The organism is Peribacillus sp. YIM B13477, assembly GCF_042787955.1.
In the GTDB taxonomy this organism is placed as follows: domain Bacteria; phylum Bacillota; class Bacilli; order Bacillales; family DSM-1321; genus Peribacillus; species Peribacillus frigoritolerans.
The window spans coordinates 85,623-104,253 of sequence record NZ_JBHZPD010000005.1; the positions used below are offsets into that span (position 1 = coordinate 85,623).

General features: G+C 39.4%; 13 protein-coding genes and 1 pseudogene. 10 read left to right on the forward strand and 4 right to left on the reverse strand.

Going from position 1 to position 18,631, the window contains the following annotated elements:
• The first annotated feature begins 3 nt into the window (after positions 1–3).
• The 3 genes from ACFX4H_RS16295 (at position 4) to ACFX4H_RS16305 (ending at position 2,927) form a co-directional block, all read left to right on the forward strand.
• A complete protein-coding gene (locus tag ACFX4H_RS16295; RefSeq protein ID WP_241635908.1) occupies positions 4–1,095 on the forward strand; it encodes a GerAB/ArcD/ProY family transporter in 1,092 nt (363 codons plus the stop codon).
• On the forward strand, positions 1,092–2,177 hold the full coding sequence (locus ACFX4H_RS16300; RefSeq protein ID WP_377435856.1) for a Ger(x)C family spore germination protein: 1,086 nt from the start codon (positions 1,092–1,094) through the stop codon (positions 2,175–2,177). Before ACFX4H_RS16295 ends, ACFX4H_RS16300 begins: the two co-directional genes overlap by 4 nt.
• Before the next feature lie 198 nt (positions 2,178–2,375).
• Positions 2,376–2,927: a RidA family protein gene (locus tag ACFX4H_RS16305; RefSeq protein WP_249597997.1), complete on the forward strand. Its 552-nt coding sequence runs from the start codon at positions 2,376–2,378 to the stop codon at positions 2,925–2,927.
• A gap of 318 nt (positions 2,928–3,245) precedes the next feature.
• On the opposite strand, the gene cysI is transcribed toward ACFX4H_RS16305, so the two are convergent.
• Together cysI and ACFX4H_RS16315 are read right to left on the reverse strand one after the other, a co-directional pair.
• Positions 3,246–4,964: an assimilatory sulfite reductase (NADPH) hemoprotein subunit gene (cysI, locus tag ACFX4H_RS16310; protein ID WP_249597998.1), complete on the reverse strand. Its 1,719-nt coding sequence runs from the start codon at positions 4,962–4,964 to the stop codon at positions 3,246–3,248.
• Between the two features lie 26 nt (positions 4,965–4,990).
• On the reverse strand, positions 4,991–6,808 hold the full coding sequence (locus ACFX4H_RS16315) for an assimilatory sulfite reductase (NADPH) flavoprotein subunit (protein ID WP_241635899.1): 1,818 nt from the start codon (positions 6,806–6,808) through the stop codon (positions 4,991–4,993).
• Between the two features lie 315 nt (positions 6,809–7,123).
• Here ACFX4H_RS16315 and ACFX4H_RS16320 point away from each other — a divergent pair, with 315 nt between their 5' ends.
• Together ACFX4H_RS16320 and ACFX4H_RS16325 are read left to right on the forward strand one after the other, a co-directional pair.
• A complete protein-coding gene (locus ACFX4H_RS16320; RefSeq protein ID WP_377435857.1) occupies positions 7,124–8,032 on the forward strand; it encodes a LysR family transcriptional regulator in 909 nt (302 codons plus the stop codon).
• 200 nt (positions 8,033–8,232) lie between these two features.
• Entirely contained in the window at positions 8,233–8,547 is a 315-nt protein-coding gene (locus tag ACFX4H_RS16325) for an iron-sulfur cluster biosynthesis family protein (protein WP_034312269.1), read from the forward strand.
• A gap of 236 nt (positions 8,548–8,783) precedes the next feature.
• On the opposite strand, the gene sigH is transcribed toward ACFX4H_RS16325, so the two are convergent.
• Together sigH and ACFX4H_RS16335 are read right to left on the reverse strand one after the other, a co-directional pair.
• A complete protein-coding gene (gene sigH, locus ACFX4H_RS16330; RefSeq protein ID WP_063591239.1) occupies positions 8,784–9,434 on the reverse strand; it encodes an RNA polymerase sporulation sigma factor SigH in 651 nt (216 codons plus the stop codon).
• A gap of 599 nt (positions 9,435–10,033) precedes the next feature.
• The gene (locus ACFX4H_RS16335) at positions 10,034–10,537 is read right to left on the reverse strand and encodes a DinB family protein (protein ID WP_249598001.1); all 504 of its coding nucleotides are present in this window, start codon (positions 10,535–10,537) and stop codon (positions 10,034–10,036) included.
• Positions 10,538–10,959: 422 nt separating this feature from the next.
• Between ACFX4H_RS16335 and ACFX4H_RS16340 the strand changes: the two genes are divergently transcribed.
• The 5 genes and pseudogenes from ACFX4H_RS16340 to ACFX4H_RS16360 all read left to right on the forward strand — a co-directional run bounded on the left by ACFX4H_RS16340 (position 10,960) and on the right by ACFX4H_RS16360 (position 18,450).
• Positions 10,960–11,841, forward strand: coding sequence for a MerR family transcriptional regulator (locus ACFX4H_RS16340; RefSeq protein ID WP_249598002.1), 882 nt, complete (start codon positions 10,960–10,962; stop codon positions 11,839–11,841).
• A 362-nt stretch (positions 11,842–12,203) separates the two neighbouring features.
• Positions 12,204–13,548, forward strand: a pseudogene (locus tag ACFX4H_RS16345) (APC family permease).
• Between the two features lie 33 nt (positions 13,549–13,581).
• Positions 13,582–15,201: an amidohydrolase gene (locus tag ACFX4H_RS16350; RefSeq protein WP_377435945.1), complete on the forward strand. Its 1,620-nt coding sequence runs from the start codon at positions 13,582–13,584 to the stop codon at positions 15,199–15,201.
• A 364-nt stretch (positions 15,202–15,565) separates the two neighbouring features.
• Positions 15,566–16,777, forward strand: coding sequence for an APC family permease (locus ACFX4H_RS16355; protein ID WP_377435858.1), 1,212 nt, complete (start codon positions 15,566–15,568; stop codon positions 16,775–16,777).
• 41 nt (positions 16,778–16,818) lie between these two features.
• Positions 16,819–18,450 (forward strand): amidohydrolase, encoded by a 1,632-nt coding sequence (locus tag ACFX4H_RS16360; RefSeq protein ID WP_249598005.1) that lies wholly within the window; start codon positions 16,819–16,821, stop codon positions 18,448–18,450.
• Positions 18,451–18,631 lie beyond the last annotated feature (181 nt).

Below are 18,631 nucleotides of genomic sequence, written 5' to 3' on the forward strand. Positions count from 1 at the left end.
CATATGAACCAAGCTGGTGTTAATGAAAAATATAAAGTCTCACCGTTCTATGTGTTTTTTTTAGTGCATTCCATGCAAACGGGAGTAGGCGTTTTAAGTTTTCAAAGGCTTCTAGCGAAGTCGGCAGGAACGGATGGCTGGATTTCGATACTCCTAGCGGGCCTGATCGTTCATATATTGATTTGGGTCATATATAAAATCTTCAGTATCGTTCCTGGTGATATCATTTCTGCCAATAATCAAGCATTCGGAAAAAGGATCGGGAATTTCTTCAGTCTATTATTCATTCTTTACTTTTTGATCCTTGGGATGGATATCATGATCAGCTATATTAATGTCATACATGTATGGATGTTTGAAGAGGTAGCTTCGTGGGCTTTTACGGTGATTTTCCTGATTCTGATTTATTACATAAATACGGGAGGATTCCGTACAATTACAGGTGTTGCCTTTTTAAGCGTCATTTTGACATACTGGCTTTTATTTGTCCTATTCTATGCCATGAAATACTCTGATTTCACCAATTTGCTCCCTTTATTTCACCACACTCTATTGGATATATTGAAAGGAACCAGAAGTACTTCATTATCGATGCTTGGTTTTGAAATGATCCTGATGTTTTACCCGTTCATCAAAGACGCTAAAACTTCACAAAAATATGCACATGGAGGGGCCTTGACAACAACCTTACTAACCGTATTCATTTATTTGGTTTCAGTGGTTTTTTATTCACAAAAACAGTTGGAACTGACTATATGGCCGACACTGACCTTGACCAGCATTGTTGAATTGCCCTTTATTCAGCGATTTGAATATATAGATGTTTCTTGGTATGCGATCGTTATCATTCCCAATATGACAATCGCCTTATGGGCAGCGAGCAGGGGTTTCAAGCGTTTATTCAATGTTCAGCAAAAGTATCCACTATGGGGGATGTCCATTATTATTCTGCTCACCAATATATTTGTTTTTGATATCGATTCCCTCTATATATTGAATAAAATAATCGATCCATACGGTGTGCTCTTCATTGCTTTATACTTGCCTCTTCTTTTAGTCATCATCTATATAAAGAAAATGAGGAAACGTAAATGAAAAAATTATTTCTTATTATCTTGACTTTCCCCCTTCTTTGCAGCTGTGCCCAGCCTAGGGTGGTTGACGAAGTCAATATGTCCCAAGCCATTGGCTACGATATACTCAAGAATGATAATGTCGAAGGAACATTCGTCATCCCTATCTTCGAACAGGACAAGATGGGTAAATATCAAATCTTAACTGGAACATCGACGACGACGAGTGATGTCCAGGCTGTCGTTTCCAAAAAAGCGGATAAGCCGGTGTTGCTTGGACAGACCCGCATCTTTTTATTTAGCGAGAAAATTGTACGTGAAATCGGAATGACAGAACTGACCGATTATCTTTACCGTGAGCCTCAACTTGGAAACAGGGTCATTTTGGCCATTGTTGAAGGAAAGGCCAAGGATGTCATAAATACGAAACCACCAAATACGAATGTGAATATTGGAATCTTTTTATCAGATTTAATCACTCATCAAAATGAAACAGGGAACGGACCGGATACAAACCTTCATCTCTTTTTAGGCAACTCTCTGGAAGATGGCGGCGATTCGTATCTTCCTTTACTTAAATTAAACAATAATGAAGTTGCGGTTTCTGGAGTGGCCTTGTTTCATGAAAATAAAATGGTCAGTAAAGTCCCCACGGATGATATGTTCATCTTCAAAACATTAGTTCAACATCATAGGCGGGGAATATACAAATTCAAATTAAAAGACAAGCAAGAAAGCGATATCGTAGTGGAAAGTATCCGAAGCGGTTCAAGTTATGAGGTATCCGGCTCAGAGAGAAATCCCTCGATCACGATCAAGATCAAAATTAAAGGACAAATCAAGGAATCCATGCGCAGTGAAAACCTTACCAATAGAAAGATGATAAAAAAAATTGAAAAGGAAATGGAAGCTGATATAACCAAGCAAGCAAACCGACTTATGAAAGATTTTCAGAAAAAATCCCTTGATCCGATTGGGCTGAAGGAAAAATATCACGCCAAAAATAAAAAATTGACCTATGAACATTGGAAAAAGATTTATCCGACAATGGACATTAATATAGAAACCAAAGTTAACATCATCCAAACCGGAGTCTCAGAATGATGAATTGTCGATAGCCCATTTAGAAATCTTCATCTGATCGGAAAAAAACTACTTTCATATTTAATTGCTGGTGAACAGCCCATTTATTTAACTGCATGGCTGGCAGATGATTTTGAAACAGCAAGACTTGTGGTTAGCCGGAAAAATGAAACTGATTATCTACCTATCGTCGTTATATTAATAACAGGAGCTGAATATATGAATACACCTATGAAATCGCTCATCGCTTTCTCAGTATTAAGTATATATTTAATCGCAGGATACTCATTTGCTTCCGCAGGTAACGAACAAGATGAATTGAAATCGGATAAAGTGACCTTTTTTGGGTCCCCAACTTCTGCGATTTCCAGTTCAGTTGCTGTGCCTCAAAGTTATAACCGGTTATTGTTTAGCGGAACAGTAGCTCCTCTTTTAAACAAGGATGGAAAAACCACTTATGAGAGATATGGCAATACAGAAAAGCAGGCAATCGGAATCTTAGAGAAATTAAAAGCAGATTTGAAAACAAAAGGACTTTCCCTCGCTGATGTAACCTATCTGCGTGTGTATGTCGCGCCAGATCCAAACAAGGGAAATACACCAGACTATCAAGGTTGGTTCGATGCTTACGCTCTTTTCTTTAATACAAAGGAAAATCCAGTGAAAACAGCCCGTTCCACTGTAGGGGTGCAAAGTCTGGTTTCTCCGGATTATCTCATTGAGATTGAAGCAGAAGTAGCCTATAAAAATAACAGCAAGGCAAATAAATAGACGATAGATGAGTATGGTCATGATTCAACATATCGATGTTCCAGCCACTCTGGAAAGCCTTTGAATACCAAAAGAGACAGGAAATTATTCCTGTCTCACAGACTGTACAATTCGAACGTTGATTGGAACGTAGGGCACTCGCTTTCCTCAAGCGGGTCCGCCCTCGGCGCCCTTGCGCCTGCGGGGTTTCCCCTGGACTCGCTTTTCCAGCAGGAGTCCCGTACCTCCCGTTCCATCAACTTTGTTTTAAAATACAGATAGAACCCCTTTTGTCTACAAACTGAGACAGGAAACTTTCCTGTCTCTCATTTGTTTTAATCAATCATGAAAATTCGTTCCATCCGTCACTTCTTTCACAATCCCTGCATTGATGACGAAGTCGCCGAAATGCTCTCCTTGCTGACGTTCTTTTGCATAACGGGAAAGAAGTACACGCAACTCTCTTAATATTTCTTCTTCACCGATGTTTTCACGGTACATTTTACTTAATCGGCTTCCGTCGAATGCAGCACCGAGATACATATTATATTTTCCAGGTGCCTTACCGATAAAACCAATTTCACCGAGTGCATGCCGGGCACAGCCATTCGGGCAACCAGTCATGCGTATCGTGATTTCTTCATTCCTCAAGCCGTTTTCATCAACGATGGCCTCGATTTTATCAATCAGAACCGGCAAATAACGCTCTGCTTCGGCCATTGCCAACCCGCATGTCGGAAGCGCCACGCATGCAATCGAGCTGCGTCTGAGCGCCGAATGATGTGCACCATCCGTCAAACCGTATGTTTCAAGCAATTCTATGATTTTTTCCTTTTCCTGGCTTGACACATCTGCAATGATCAGGTTTTGATTGGCAGTCAATCGGAAATCACCCGTATGGATCTTTGCGATTTCGCGCAAACCGGTCATCAGCTTGTAATCATTGATATCGGCAATTCGGCCACCCTCGACAAATAGTGTAAAATGCCATTTACCCTGCATGCCTTTTACCCATCCATAGCGGTCGCCATTATTATCAAAATGGTAAGTTCTCGCTTCCCCTAGCTTCCATCCTAGACGATTTTCCAGTTCAGCTTTTACCGGTTCGAGCCCAAGCCTGTCGACCGTATACTTGAACCGGGCATTTTTCCGTACGGACCGGTTTCCGTAATCACGCTGAATCGTAATGATTTTTTCAGCCACATCCAGTATTTTGTCTGGCTGGCAAAAACCGATTACCTTGGCTAGTTGAGGGTATGTCGCCTTGTCACCGTGGGTCATTCCCATACCGCCGCCGATCGCCACATTAAAACCAACAAGTTTTTCATTTTCAACAATTGCTATGAAGCCAAGATCCTGGGAGTAGACATCAATGTCATTGGATGGCGGGACCGCAATGCCTATTTTAAACTTCCTAGGCAAATAAAGCTTTCCGTACATTGGTTCGACTTCCTCCAATTCCGGAGTAGCGACAACTTTTTCTTCATCCAGCCAGATTTCATGGTACGCCCTTGTACGCGGCAATAGATAATCACTCAATTTTTTCGACCATTCATATACTTCGGAATGGATTTCGGATTGAAATGGAATCGAATTGCACATTACGTTTCGGTTTACATCTCCGCATGCAGCGATTGTATCCAACATGGAAGCATGGATTTCCTGAATGGTTTTTTTCATATTCCATTTTAAAATACCATGCATTTGAAACGTCTGCCTTGTTGTCAATTTCAAGGTTCCGTTACCGTATTTCTGGGCAAGGTCATCCATAACAAGCCATTGAGAAGGCTGTGCAACCCCGCCGGCCATGCGGACACGCAACATAAATTGATAGGCAGGCTCCAGTTTTTGTTTTTGACGCTCATTACGCAGATCCCGATCGTCCTGCAAATAGCTGCCGTGATGTTTCATCAGTCGATTGTCATCATCCGGAATACCGGCGCTAATCCGATCCTGCATCACTTTTCCAAGTGTACCTCGCAAATAATCGCTTCTTTCTTTAATTTGCTCAACATCACTGGGCGGGCCTGCTGGTGCTTTCAATAGTGGGTTCACCATGTTGTAATCTCCTTTTCTTCCAAATTTCAATACACATCACGTTGATAGCGTTTATTCTGTTGCATATCTTCAAGATAGGCTTGCGCATCAGCATGGCTCATATTGCCTTCTTTTTCAATGATCTCAATAAGCGTATTATGGACATCATGGGCCATGTTTTTCTCGTCACCGCAAATGTATACAGCTGCCCCTTTTTGAAGCCATTCGTATAATTCCCCGCTTTGCTCGCGCATCCGGTCTTGAACATACACTTTTTCATCCGTATCGCGGGAAAAGGCCACATCCATTTTCGTAAGTACACCTGTTTTCAACCACTTTTGCCATTCAGTTTGATAAAGGAAATCCGTCACGAAATGCTGATCTCCGAAAAAGAGCCACGTTTTCCCTTTCGCTTCCGATTCTTCGCGATCCTGGATAAAGGATCTAAACGGGGCAATGCCCGTTCCCGGTCCAACCATGATAATTGGCGTATCTGGGTTCTTTGGCTGCTTAAAGTTTTGGTTATGCTGAATATAAATGGGCAGCAAGTCCCCTGGCTGTAATCTGTCCGCACATAAAATCGAGCAGACCCCTTTTCTTTCCCGGCCATGACTTTCATACCTGACAGCTCCGATTGTCAAATGCACTTCATCCGGATAGGCGGACAAACTACTCGCAATCGAATATAGACGGGCTGGCATTTTCCGAAGTATCGATACAAACTCTTGCGCCGATTCACCCCATGAACCAAAATCACGGATAAAATCAAGCAAATCACGGCCTTCTCGATATTCTTTTAACTTTTCTTCATTACCAGGCTTTAAAAGCTCCTTTAAATCCTCATTACCAGAAAGCTGTGCCGCTTGTTCAATGAGCGATTTGGTCAATACCGTTATTTCAAAGTCGGAGATAAGCGATTCCCTAAGCTGACGACTTTCCCCCTGCTTATTGACCTTCACGGTTTCTTCAGGATCCCAATCCAGTTCCATAAGAAGCATATCCACTAAATCCGAATCGTTTTTCGGATAAATGCCAAGGCTGTCACCAGGTTCGAATGTAAGGCCTGAGCCCTCAAGAGATAACTCAAGATGATGAGTTTCTTTATTGGAGCCACGTCCGTTCAAATTTATGTTTTCCAACACTTCCGCTTTAAACGGATTTGTTCTCGAATAAGAAGTTTGTTCACCTACAGAAGCTTTTGCTTCGGGAACTGCAGCAGCAGAACTGACTTGCCCTTCACTTAAACTGGAAATGACGCCTTCCAGCCATTCGGAAGCAGGCTCATCATAATCAAGGTCACAGTCCATTCGCGGAAATAATCGTGTCCCCCCAAGTTCCTCCAAGCGTTTATCGAATTGTTTTCCCGTTTCACAGAAAAACTCATATGAGCTGTCCCCAAGCGCCAATACCGAATAGCGGAGACCCTCAAGGCTTGGTGCCCTCCTACCATGAAGATACTCATGGAAAGACAATGTATTATCCGGCGGATCACCTTCTCCATGCGTGCTAACGGCAATCAGAAGATTTTCGATTTTCTTCAAATTGTTGACTTTAAAGTCACTCATGGATGAAATTGTAACCTGAAAGCCATTACCCTCAAGCTTACTCGCCGCATTTTCCGCCAGCCCTTGAGCATTGCCCGTCTGTGAACCATACAGGATGGTCACTTCTTTTGATATTGTCTTCCCGCCGCTTTGAGCTTCCAATACCGGGGCGTCGGCTGAACTTGTGTTCGAAACTGACAAAGATGCAGTCAGATAACCGCTCAACCAAATTTTTTGTGTTTCGGTCAAGCTTGGCAGCAGGCTGTTAAGGAGCTCTGCTTGCTCTTGATTAAAGGGACTGTTACTTACCTGAAGTTGCACGATTTCCACCTCACAAAGGGATATTAACTTATCTTAGTTGATTATTATGTATAACGAGTGGGTTTAAATATTTTATTTCGATCCATAAATCAATTAACTCGTTTACTCCTATAGACCAAGTCGGTTTTAACTGCAAAAAAATAAAAAATACAGTTATATAGGTTCATAGCACGCAACAAAGGAAAATAGCTTTCCCAGCCTATACTCTTCCTAAAATAAGTTTCTCATTAAAACTTTACTGGAAGGTACATCATTAGTAAAATATATATAATTTATTATAACTATTAAGAATATTAATAATAAGGAGAAATTTCTATGTACTATGATGCTCTAAAAACATTTGTGACCCTTGTGGAAGTCAAGAACTTTACAAAAACAGCAGAAATTCTTCTTATGTCGCAACCAAGTGTTAGTTTGCATATTAAAAAATTAGAAGAAGAGTTCCAAACCAAATTATTCCTCCGTTCTCCCAAATTTTTAAAAGTCACCTTAACGGGAGAAATTCTTTACGACCGGGCCAAGCAAATGATCACAATCTATGAACAGACCAGACAAGACATACAGGAACACGATAAGTCCATCAAGGGCGAATTAAAAATAGGTGCGAGTTTTACAATAGGAGAGTATATCCTTCCCTCTTTACTCATCGACCTTCAAGAGGAATATCCTGAACTTGAACTTCAAGTGATAATTGGGAACACGGAAGAAATCGTTCAAGCCGTTCGGCTATACAAAGTGGATATTGGTTTAATCGAGGGTCAAACTAATGAAAAAGAACTTTCTGTTCACCCATTCATGCAAGATGAGCTATTCATTGTATCTTCTAACAATCATGAACTTGCTAATAAAGACGTTGTGGAGATTACTGATTTACATGACCAAGCATGGGTAACGAGGGAAGTTGGATCTGGTACACGAGAATACCTGAACCATGTCATACGTTCAAATGGTTTGAAAATTAAATCGATACTCACGATAAGCAGCAATCAAGGAATTAAAGAAACACTTATAAAAAACGGCTCAGGGCTGGCCCTGCTTTCCCGAAGTGTCATCGAAAGAGATGTACAAAATAAAATCATTTCTATCATTCAGGTAAAAGATGAATCCTTTAACAGGACACTTTCTTACGTCTATTCCCCAATTATGAAAGATAAAAAAAATGTTAAGACTTTTATAACTGAATTAAACAAAAAGTGGCCCATGAAAACAAAGCCGATAGGATGATGATTGCAAAGAAAGCTATTCCAAAGATGGAGTTACAGACACATGGTGTTTGAACTTATTTGTAATTTTATTAAACAACATAAGCCTGATGAACGGGAATATCGGCTTTATTATATCTTATGCACATTAACTTATAAACAATTGGGTATACGAATGAATAGAGGATTGTATAGATAAAAAATAATATGGGAGCGGGTTTTATGGATATTGAGATTAAAGAAGCAGCGATTGAACAACTATTAAAAGTGAATTATAAAGAGAATGAAGGGGTTCGTATCGAAGCCATTTATGTTGGGAGCTGTTCAATTTATGTGGAACATGAATTGAAAATTGATAATAAGAACGAAGATGATGAGAGATTCATAATTGCTGGAGTCCCCATATTAATTTCAAGTGAGTCTAAAAAGCATCTTCCGGATAAAGTCTTCCTCAATTACAGTGACGGACTTGGATACAAATTATATTCAGACGATGAAACATTGAGGTATAATCTCCAATTGAAGAGAGTGAATTAAAAAAATGAACATAGTAAAAAGCCCATGTGTTTCAGTTGGGCTTTTTTTCTTGTTATACTCAGAGAATATTTTATCGGCATGATAACTAGAGGGATTTTATTTCCCATAGGATAGCACTGCACTAACTGCTCCATTACCAGGAAAATGCTTTAATAAGTACTTTTATCTATTCTATTAATTGTTTCAATGTTATTTTACAAATTAATAATGACCGAAAGTTTAAAGAATGATTGTTATTATTCTTCCACTCTTCTGGACTCGAGGTGCCGCTCCAGCTTCCTTTTTACCCGCTGAAGTGCATTATCGATCGTCTTTTTTTGAACATTCAGTTCCTTTGATATTTCTAAATAAGTTTTTCCTTCCAGGTACAAGTCCACAACACTGCTTTCCAACTCACTAAGGACTTCGGTTAAAATTAACTCAATATCACAAATTTCTTCTGATTTTATTAAGATCGTGACTGGGTCATTTTGTCTCTGTTCAGGGATTAGATCAATTAGACCCTGTTCCGACTCCCCTTGATGGATAGGCATATACAATGAAACATAATTATTTAAGGGAGAATGCTTTTGACGAATCGCCGCTTTAACGGCCGTTATGATTTGTCTTGTAATGCACAGTTCCGCAAATGATCTGAAAGACGCCTTTTTGCAATTTTTATAGTCTCGAATGGCCTTATATAGCCCAATCATCCCTTCCTGAAAGACGTCTTCCTTATCTCCACCCGTTAAAAAATACTTCAATGCATTTGATTGAACGACACATCTGTATTTATTGATTAAAAAGTCCAGTGCATCCTCATCACCATTATGGATTTTCCCTACCAACATTGCATCTTCCATATGAGTATAGTTTTCCATACGTTTCTTCTCGATGATTACACTCATTTATTTTCCTCCACTCACTTAATTGAGCCCCGATATAAAGAATTCATTATTACTTCAATGTATTAAAGTGCATTCAATATTATAATATCTCAGAAATGACGATAATGATATTCGCAAATAACGACATTTTTCAACAAAATCCAGATATTTATAACTAGAAACTTTCAGTCAGCTTTAATTGATTTGGTAAAGATTTTTTCATTATAGTCGTTTTGTTTAACTCCTGATCATTGACGGATATAGTTGTGCCGGTGGTTGTGGTAATTATGGCGGGGGTTCAGCATATGGCGGCTTACAAATAGCATGCTTATAATAATAATCTTAAAGAACTATTCTGCACTAATGATTTAATAGAGAGGAAAAGACCGAATCTCCCCTACCTTCATTAGCTTTAGATGGAAAAATAAGGGTTGCATTTAAAACATCATCTCTAATAAATTAGCTGATTTCATTTAAACCCTTCTTTCGCAAAATAAAAAAGCACCCTTCAAAGGATGCTAAAACATATTATTAACTCAGTCATAAAATGGAGTAGTGGATTTAATTATTCGCCAATGTCCCCGTATCTAGAAGGTCCTGACTGAAGTATACATAAGTCCTTAAAGCGGTGGATTTTCCACACCTAAATGAATCCAATCTTCTTTTGGCGGTCCATAAACCCCAGAAGGTTTAATTCCTGCTTGACGCATCAGAACCGTAACTTGTCCGCGATGATGAACAATATGCTTGATTAGCCCCATAAGGATGGAAGCATTTGTTTCCTGTCTTCCGAACGCTTCTTGTATTTGTCCCAGGGATTCGTCTGTCCATTGTTGTTCAATAATTTTGGCTGCATGAGAACTTACATTTTTAAAAGTGATGGCAATTTCCCGGGCTGAAGATGGAACGTTTTCCGAACTTTCTATCCGGTCTATCTTTAACCCGAAATGAGCTAGATAATCTGGAATACTCGTGGTGAAATGCCACACAATTCTTCCTAAAGTGCGACCTTCAGGATAAACTTGTTGTTCTAAGGATTCATCAGTCAAACCATCCAAGACATTTTGAGTGAGTATAGCTTCTTTATTCCATTCTTTAATAAAATCTGAAATTGAAATATACATATAATACCTCCCCTATTTCGATTGATAATTACATAAAATACATTATAAAACATATGTTCCCTCATTACAAATTCCTCATTAAACATGCAATAAATAATATCCATTCTAATTAGAAAACCATTGCATTTGCTTTGTACTGGACGCCTGGAAGTTTCGGTTACAAGTTTTCAAGAAAAACTGTTGAACCTCTTCTGCATTTTGATCCTTTAAGTCCAAAAAAGTATACTCATTTCAAGAGCTGAAATGGTTAACCCTGATTAAATCGAATACTGGACGTGTAAGTTTGTGACTGCAATTTTATGAATGCGGTGCTCTACAAATATTCCTGCCACTAGCTATACACAACAGGAATCGCTACTTTATAATAGGGGGAAATCATGTTATTAATATATATAAATTCAGTATTGGTTAGGAGAAAAGCCATGCAAAATAAGCTTAGTATAGGAGAAATGGCGAAGTTGCGAGGTGTAACCGTAGATACGTTGCGCCATTACGATAAAATTGGATTGCTAAAGCCTTTTCATATTGACCCCGAAACTGGCTATCGTTATTACTCCATTTCCCAGTATGAGGTTCTCGGAACGATCAAAGAGTTAAGGAGCATCGGGTTTTCCTTAGAAGAAATCAAGCAGTTTCTTACGGATCGCAATGTCAAAAAGTCGGTTCAATCACTTCAAAAATCAATGGCTAATATACAGGAAGAAATTAAGAAATTGCAAGGTATCCATAATATTTTGATGACACGATTATACAATATTGAACATTTCACAAACAGTTACAGGAATTCGGATATCGTGATAAAGCAATTTGAAGAACGGGAATACATCCAGCTAGACAGATCGGTAGCTTGGACGGATACAGAAAATCTTTATTTTGGATATTTGGAGCTCGAAAACAAGATTGGTGGGATCATCCCTGCTTTGGCCAGCAATAAATTTGGAGATTTCATCAAGAAAGAGTATTTTGATGAAATTCGTCAATCATCTGACTTTTCCGCTAATCTAAGTGACTATCAATCTCAATCATTCATTCTTGTTCAGGGTGAGGAGTCAGAGCAACCTACCAAAAAAATTGAAAAAGGGCTATTTTTATGTTCCTATTATGGAGGACTTACAAGCGAGAAAATGCTAACCCAGCTAAAAAAGCTACTCCATCATTGTGATACTCATGACTATATTATTACCGGTGACGCCTTTCGAATTATGCAGGTTGACGTTTCTCTGACCGATCAATATGATGAAGCTTATTATGAAATACAAATTCCGATTCAAGAAAAAGTAATAAGTGAACAGCCTTCGAAATGAAAGCATTATCATTTCGAAGGCTGTTTTTTTGTATCCCAACTGTTTACTCTCGTGTTAGACGAGACTTTATAATGGATTTATACATAATGAATGGAGTGATGCATTCCTAAATGAAAACAGCAAACCATTATTTTGAAAAATCATTTTGTTCTAAGGAGTGATACCTTTTATTAAAAAGTGTGACTTCAAAAAAGACAAGGCCATTACGATGTTGTTCCTTGCATTATGCTACTCTTCTTAACTAACTCCTCGAATATACGGAATTTTAAATTAAATAACCCGAATAATCCGCTTATTCACGATGTGCACATTAATGAATGTGTACGATCGTTAGTAAAAAAATTCACAAGGAGGATTGATTAATGGAAAATACGAATTCACCAACTCTTAAACGTACTCTTACTTTGAAGTATGTCGTCTTTTTCGGATTGGCTTTCATGGCTCCAAAAACGTTTTTCTCAACTTATGGGGTTGCTGTAGACAGCACCAGCGGGATGATGCCAACGGCTTATGCCATTGCTTTAGTTGTCATGTTATTTACAGCTTATAGCTATGCCCAATTAGTGAAAGCGTTCCCAAAAGCAGGAGCAGCATATACGTTTACGCAAAAATCTATAAGTCCACATATAGGGTTTATCGTGGGTTGGACAATCACCATTGATTATATATTTAGCCCGATGATCAGCGCCCTAATCGTCGGAATTTCATTGAAAGCTTATTTTCCATCCATTCCGATGTATGTTTGGATCATTTTATTTATTGTGATTATTACTGCTGTCAACATCCTTGGCATTAAATTAGCAGCGAAAATTAATACGTATATGCTTTTCTTGCAATTTTTATTGTTTGCACTATTTTTTATTATTTCCATTAAAGGTCTTCTTGAAGGAAAAGGATCAGGGACATTATTTTCCACCGTTCCCTTTTATGATCCTGAAATTAGCGCACCGGCTCTCCTATCTGTTATCCCAATTCTTTGTTTTAGCTTTTTAGGCTTTGATGCAGTAACTACTCTGTCAGAGGAGACGAAGGATCCTACGAGAACGTTGCCAAAAGCGATCTATTTCATAACGATGATTGGCGGATTTTTATTTATCACAAGTTCTTATTTTGCACAACTAATTTTTCCGGAGTTCCATTCTTTCACTAACCCTGAATCCGCCTATTTAGAGATCGCGATGTATATCGGCGGAAACATTTTTGTGAGCTTCTTTGTGGCAGTGGGGCTAACCTCCACCACAGCTTCAGCCGTGGCATCGGGACACTAGCGCCTCTCGTATTTTGTATGCGATGGGAAGGGAAAATGTATTGCCGAAAAAAATCTTCGGCTATCTATCACCGAAATACCGGACACCTGTGTTCAATATTTTACTCATTGGCGGGATTGCATTAAGCGCCCTTTTCTTAAATCTAACAACAGCTGTATCTCTTATTAGTTTTGGTGCGTTATTTGCCTTTTTCTTTGTGAATCTTTCGGTTGTTTCTTACTATTTTTTCCAAAAGAAACAGAGCTCTTTTAAAGGAACGATTCAATATTTGATTATCCCGCTTACTGGTGCAGCACTAATTGGATTGTTTTTCATAAATCTAGATAAACATTCACTAATACTAGGTGGAACTTGGCTTCTTATCGGATTTATTTATCTATTAAACTTAACGAAAATGTTTAGGCAGCCGCCTCCTGAGCTTGCCTTTGAGGAAGCTTGATAATAGAGCTATAAAAGAAGGGAATGATTGATGATGAGTCAACAAGTAGCTGACGTAATTATATCAAGTAATACTGTATTTACAGGTCTTTCCGACCAACCTGAACCTGCCTCCATTGCAATTAAGGACAACAAAATTGTTGCGATTGGTACTGAGGAAGAAATTAAACACTGCGCAGGTGAGCACACGAAAAGCTATCAGTTTAAAGACCAATTAATTATGCCGGGATTCCATGATTTCCACCTTCATATCATGCAAGGTGCCGTTGCCCTCAATAGTGTCAATCTGTTCGCCGCTCGCTCAGAAGATGAAGCGCTGGAAATGATTGGTGAATTCGCCGAATCAATACCGGAAAATCAATGGGTAATCGGATTTACTTGGGATGCAGGTTATTGGGATACACAACAATTACCGACTCGCCATTCATTGGATCATATTCTTCCTGACCGTCCGGCACTCATGTTTCACGCTGAAGGCCATTATGCATGGGTGAATACGAAAGCTTTGGAGATTGCTAATATTACTCGTCATTCGGAAAATCCTTTCTATGGCATTATAGGAAAAGATGAAAATGGCGAACCCAATGGTATTTTATATGAAAAAGCAATGGATGCGGTTATCCGCCATGCCTTTAATTTTTCAAATTCACAAAAAAATGAAATCTTCTCCAATTTCTTGGCACACGCAGCAAGCTTAGGGGTGACTTCTGTCAATGACTTACATGGTTTAAAAACAATAGAATCACTAGATGTTTTCAAAGAATTCGAAGACAACGGTAAATTAACAACGCGGATTCATTTATGGCCTGCATTAAATGGCGATCTTGGGCACTCCAAACAATTGCGAGAGACATATCAATCGGATAAACTCCGTGTGTCGGGACTGAAACAATTTATCGATGGTGTCATTACCGCCCGTACAGCTTATTTACTTGAGCCTTATGCGGATCAACCAGAAACACGCGGTGAGACGTCTTTCCCTCCTGAAACGATCAAAAAATGGGTCGTTGCTGCAGATAAAGAGGGCTTCAGCATTCGTTTTCATGCGATTGGAGATGGAGCAATCCGTCTTGCCTTAGATGCCTATGAGGAAGCGCAAAAGACAAATGGTAAACGAGATTCACGACATTCCGTCGAACACATTGAAGTTATTCATCCAGATGATATTCATCGTTTTAGTGAGCTGGGTGTTACGGCCTCAATGCAGCCAGATCACTTAGCGATGTCTGAAAGAGGTGTTTACACCGAACAAGTTGGTGCTGAACGAGAAAAGTATGTCTTCTCGATTAATACTTTGCTAAAAACCGGTGCGAAACTGGCTTTTGGAACGGACTTCCCAATTGATATTTTGAATCCGCTCCTCCAAATTTATCGTGCGGTAACGAGAATCGACAGCAGCGGAAAAACGGTATGGCATCCACATGAGTGCATCACACTTGCCGAAGCATTGAAAGCCTATACCAGTGGCCCAGCCTACGGTACATTTAGAGAGCAGGAATTAGGGACATTGGAAGCAGGTAAACTTGCTGATATTATCGTCTTGGAACGAAATCTCTTTGAAGTGCTTGTGGAAGAAATACCAGATATAAAGGTACTGTTAACAATGGTTGACGGTCAAGTAGTTTATGATTATGCCGGTTCTTTAGTAAGATAAGTAAACGATTCGGAAAAAGATGATCAAACAGCGGATGTACATCTTTGTCATCAAACGTTTACTTAATATGCAACTTATTATTTTTAGAAATTCAATACGAAAATAGACCATTCTATGGAAAATAAAAACTATAGAAAAGTTGGGCATGGAGATCGGTCTGCTTTGCAGAATCAGTATGGTATTGGAATAAAGAATGACTATGATGCAGCCATTTAAATAGGGGGACTGATATATGAATAATTCAAACTCACCAACTCTTAAACGTTCACTTCCATTAAAATATGTTGTGTTTTTTGGTTTGGCTTTTATGGCCCCAACTACTTTGTTTTAAACATATGGAGTTGCTGTTCATAGCACGAACGGGATGATCACTACTGCTTATATCGTTGCCTTTATCGTTATGCTATTTACAGCCTACAGCTATGCGCAAATGGTCAAAGCCTTTCCAAATGCGGGTGCAGCCTATACGTTTACGCAAAAATCCCTAAGTCCTCACATTGGTTTTCTCGTAGGTTGGACCATTATTCTGGATTATATGTTCAGTCCAATGATCAGTGCTCTATTGTTAGGAATTGCAATGAAAGCCTATTTCCCTATAATTCCTATGTACGTCTGGATTATTCTTTTTATCGTCACGGTTACGATTATAAATATTCTCGGTATTAAGGTAGCGGCTAAGCTTAATATGGGGCTTCTATTCTTGCAATTCGGAACACTTGCGTTGTTCATCATTTTTTCAATAAAGGGGCTTTTAAATGGTCAAGGTGCAGGAACGCTCTTTTCGATCCTCCCGTTTATTGATTCAAATATAAATATGCCGGGCTTCATGTCCATAATCCCTATTTTATGCTTTTCCTTTTTAGGGTTTGATGCAGTAACAACTCTTTCTGAAGAAACGAAAAACCCGCGAAAATCCATACCTAGGGCCATTTATCTTGTAACAATCATTGGTGGATTATATTATTTTATCGGTTCGTACTTTTTACAGCTTGTCTGGCCTGACTACCAATCATTTAAAGCCCCGGAAGCAGCCTATATGGAAATTGCAATGTATATCGGGGGTAACTTTTTGATAAGTTATATGCTTGCTGAAGGAATCATGTCAAGTTTTTCATCAGCTATTGCGTCAGGGACAAGTGCTTCACGTATTTTATTTGCAATGGGACGTGAACGTGTACTTCCTGCCAAAATATTTGGATATCTTTCTCCTAAATATCGTACACCTGTCTTCAACATATTAATTATAGGAGGCGTTGCTCTAAGCGCACTTTTCTTAAGCCTTACAACTGCCGTATCTCTTATAAATTTTGGTGCATTATTCGCTTTTACTTTCGTTAATCTTTCGGTTATCGCTCACTATTATTTCCGAAAAAAGCAGCGTTCCTTAATGGGGACCATTCGGTACCTTATCATTCCGTTAATTGGTGCTTCTCTTACAGGTTTCTTTTGGATAAAGTTAGACATCTATTCGTTAATACTGGGAGGAACTTGGTTTGCGATCGGATTTGTGTACCTTCTTAACCTTACAAAAATGTTTAGACAGCCGCCTCCTGAGCTTGCCATTGAACAAGCTTAATAATAGAAGCTATTCTATAGAATTGAAAGGAATGATAGATAATGAATCAACAACTAGCTGATGTAATTATTTCAAGTAATGCTGTATTTACAGGACTTTCTGATCAACCGGAGCCCGCCTCAATTGCGATTAAGGACAATAAAATCATTGCGGTTGGTTCTGAAGAGGAGGTTAAACCTTATTCAGGCGAGAATACCAAAATCCATCAATTTGATGACCAATTAATTCTACCGGGTTTTCATGATTTCCATCTTCACATGATGGATGGGGCTGTTTCGATGAATAGTGCCAATTTATTCCCAGCCCGTTCAGAAGAAGAAGCGTTGGAAATGATTCGTGAATTTGCCGAATCGCACCCGCAAGATCCTTGGATAATCGGCGCTTCATGGGATGCAGGATATTGGGATACGCAGCAATTACCGAATCGGTCTTCATTGGACCGCATTCTCCCCGACCGTCCGGTGCTTATGTTTCACGCCGAAGGTCATTACGCATGGGTAAATTCAAAGGCACTTGAAATCGCTAATATTACCCGTCATACGGAAAACCCTTCGTATGGAATGATTGGAAAAGACGAAAATGGGGAACCTAATGGTCTTTTATACGAAAAAGCAATGGACGCGGTTATCCTCCATGCCTATGATTTTACAAAAGAACAAAAGAGAGAACTTTTCACGAATTTCCTCACTCATGCGGCTGGTTTAGGAGTAACATCCGTCCACGACTTATTCGCAATAGAAGCATTGGAAATGCTTAATGATTATGATGTTTTCAAAGAATTTGAAGACAATGGAGATTTAACTGCCCGTATTCATTTATGGCCAGCTTTAAATGGCAATCTTGAACGTGTCAAAAAATTACGAGATACGTATCAATCGGACAAACTTCGTGTGTCAGGACTTAAACAATTTATCGATGGCGTCATTACAGCCCGTACCGCTTATTTACTTGAACCTTATGCTGATCAACCGAATACACGAGGTGAATCATCGTTCCCTCCTGAAACAATCAAAAGATGGGTCGTTGATGCTGATAAAGAAGGCTTCAGCATTCGTTTTCATGCAATTGGCGACGGAGCGATTCGCCTTGCTTTAGATGCCTATGAGGAAGCGCAAAAGACAAACGGTAAACGAGATTCGCGTCATTCTGTTGAACACATTGAAGTGATCCACCCTGATGATATTCATCGTTTCAAAGAGCTAGGAGTGACCGCTTCAATGCAGCCGGATCACTTTGCGATGTCTGAAAGAGGTGTTTATACCAAGCGGATTGGTACAGAACGAGAAAAGTATGTTTTCTCGATTAATACACTGCAAGAAGCCGGAGCGAAATTGGCATTCGGAACGGACTTCCCAATCGATACCCTTGATCCACTTCTTCAAATCTATCGGGCAGTAACGAGAATCGACAGCAGCGGAAAAACGGTATGGCATCCACATGAGCGCATCACACTTGCCGAAGCATTGAAAGCTTATACAGCCGGATCAGCTTATGGTTCCTTTAGGGAGAAGGAATTGGGAACATTAGAAGTAGGAAAACTTGCTGATATCGTAGTATTAGAACGAAATCTCTTTGAAATACCAGAAGAAGAAATTCCCAATACAAAGGTAATTCTAACGATCGTGGATGGTAAAGTTGTTTTTGAACATACGAAGTCTTTAATCGAAAAGTAACATTAAAGGAGGATTCTACAACTGTAGAATCCTCTCAGACTGTAGACAAACTCAAAATCGAGTTTGTCCTTTTTTATGGCTTGTGTACAATTTGGACGTTGATTGGAACGTTGGGCACTCGCTTTCCGCGGGCGGTCCGCCCTCGGCTTTCGCCTGTGGGGCGCACTTTTCCCCCAGGAGT

Excerpts from the sequence above, each read along its gene's own strand:
- ACFX4H_RS16295 (WP_241635908.1), top strand. The coding sequence starts at position 4 with ATGAACCAAGCTGGTGTTAATGAAAAATATAAAGTCTCACCGTTCTAT.
- ACFX4H_RS16300 (WP_377435856.1), top strand. The coding sequence starts at position 1,092 with ATGAAAAAATTATTTCTTATTATCTTGACTTTCCCCCTTCTTTGCAGC.
- ACFX4H_RS16305 (WP_249597997.1), top strand. The coding sequence starts at position 2,376 with ATGAATACACCTATGAAATCGCTCATCGCTTTCTCAGTATTAAGTATA.
- cysI (WP_249597998.1), bottom strand. The coding sequence starts at position 4,964 with ATGGTGAACCCACTATTGAAAGCACCAGCAGGCCCGCCCAGTGATGTT.
- ACFX4H_RS16320 (WP_377435857.1), top strand. The coding sequence starts at position 7,124 with ATGTACTATGATGCTCTAAAAACATTTGTGACCCTTGTGGAAGTCAAG.
- ACFX4H_RS16325 (WP_034312269.1), top strand. The coding sequence starts at position 8,233 with ATGGATATTGAGATTAAAGAAGCAGCGATTGAACAACTATTAAAAGTG.
- sigH (WP_063591239.1), bottom strand. The coding sequence starts at position 9,434 with ATGAGTGTAATCATCGAGAAGAAACGTATGGAAAACTATACTCATATG.
- ACFX4H_RS16335 (WP_249598001.1), bottom strand. The coding sequence starts at position 10,537 with ATGTATATTTCAATTTCAGATTTTATTAAAGAATGGAATAAAGAAGCT.
- ACFX4H_RS16340 (WP_249598002.1), top strand. The coding sequence starts at position 10,960 with ATGCAAAATAAGCTTAGTATAGGAGAAATGGCGAAGTTGCGAGGTGTA.
- ACFX4H_RS16350 (WP_377435945.1), top strand. The coding sequence starts at position 13,582 with ATGAGTCAACAAGTAGCTGACGTAATTATATCAAGTAATACTGTATTT.
- ACFX4H_RS16355 (WP_377435858.1), top strand. The coding sequence starts at position 15,566 with ATGATCACTACTGCTTATATCGTTGCCTTTATCGTTATGCTATTTACA.
- ACFX4H_RS16360 (WP_249598005.1), top strand. The coding sequence starts at position 16,819 with ATGAATCAACAACTAGCTGATGTAATTATTTCAAGTAATGCTGTATTT.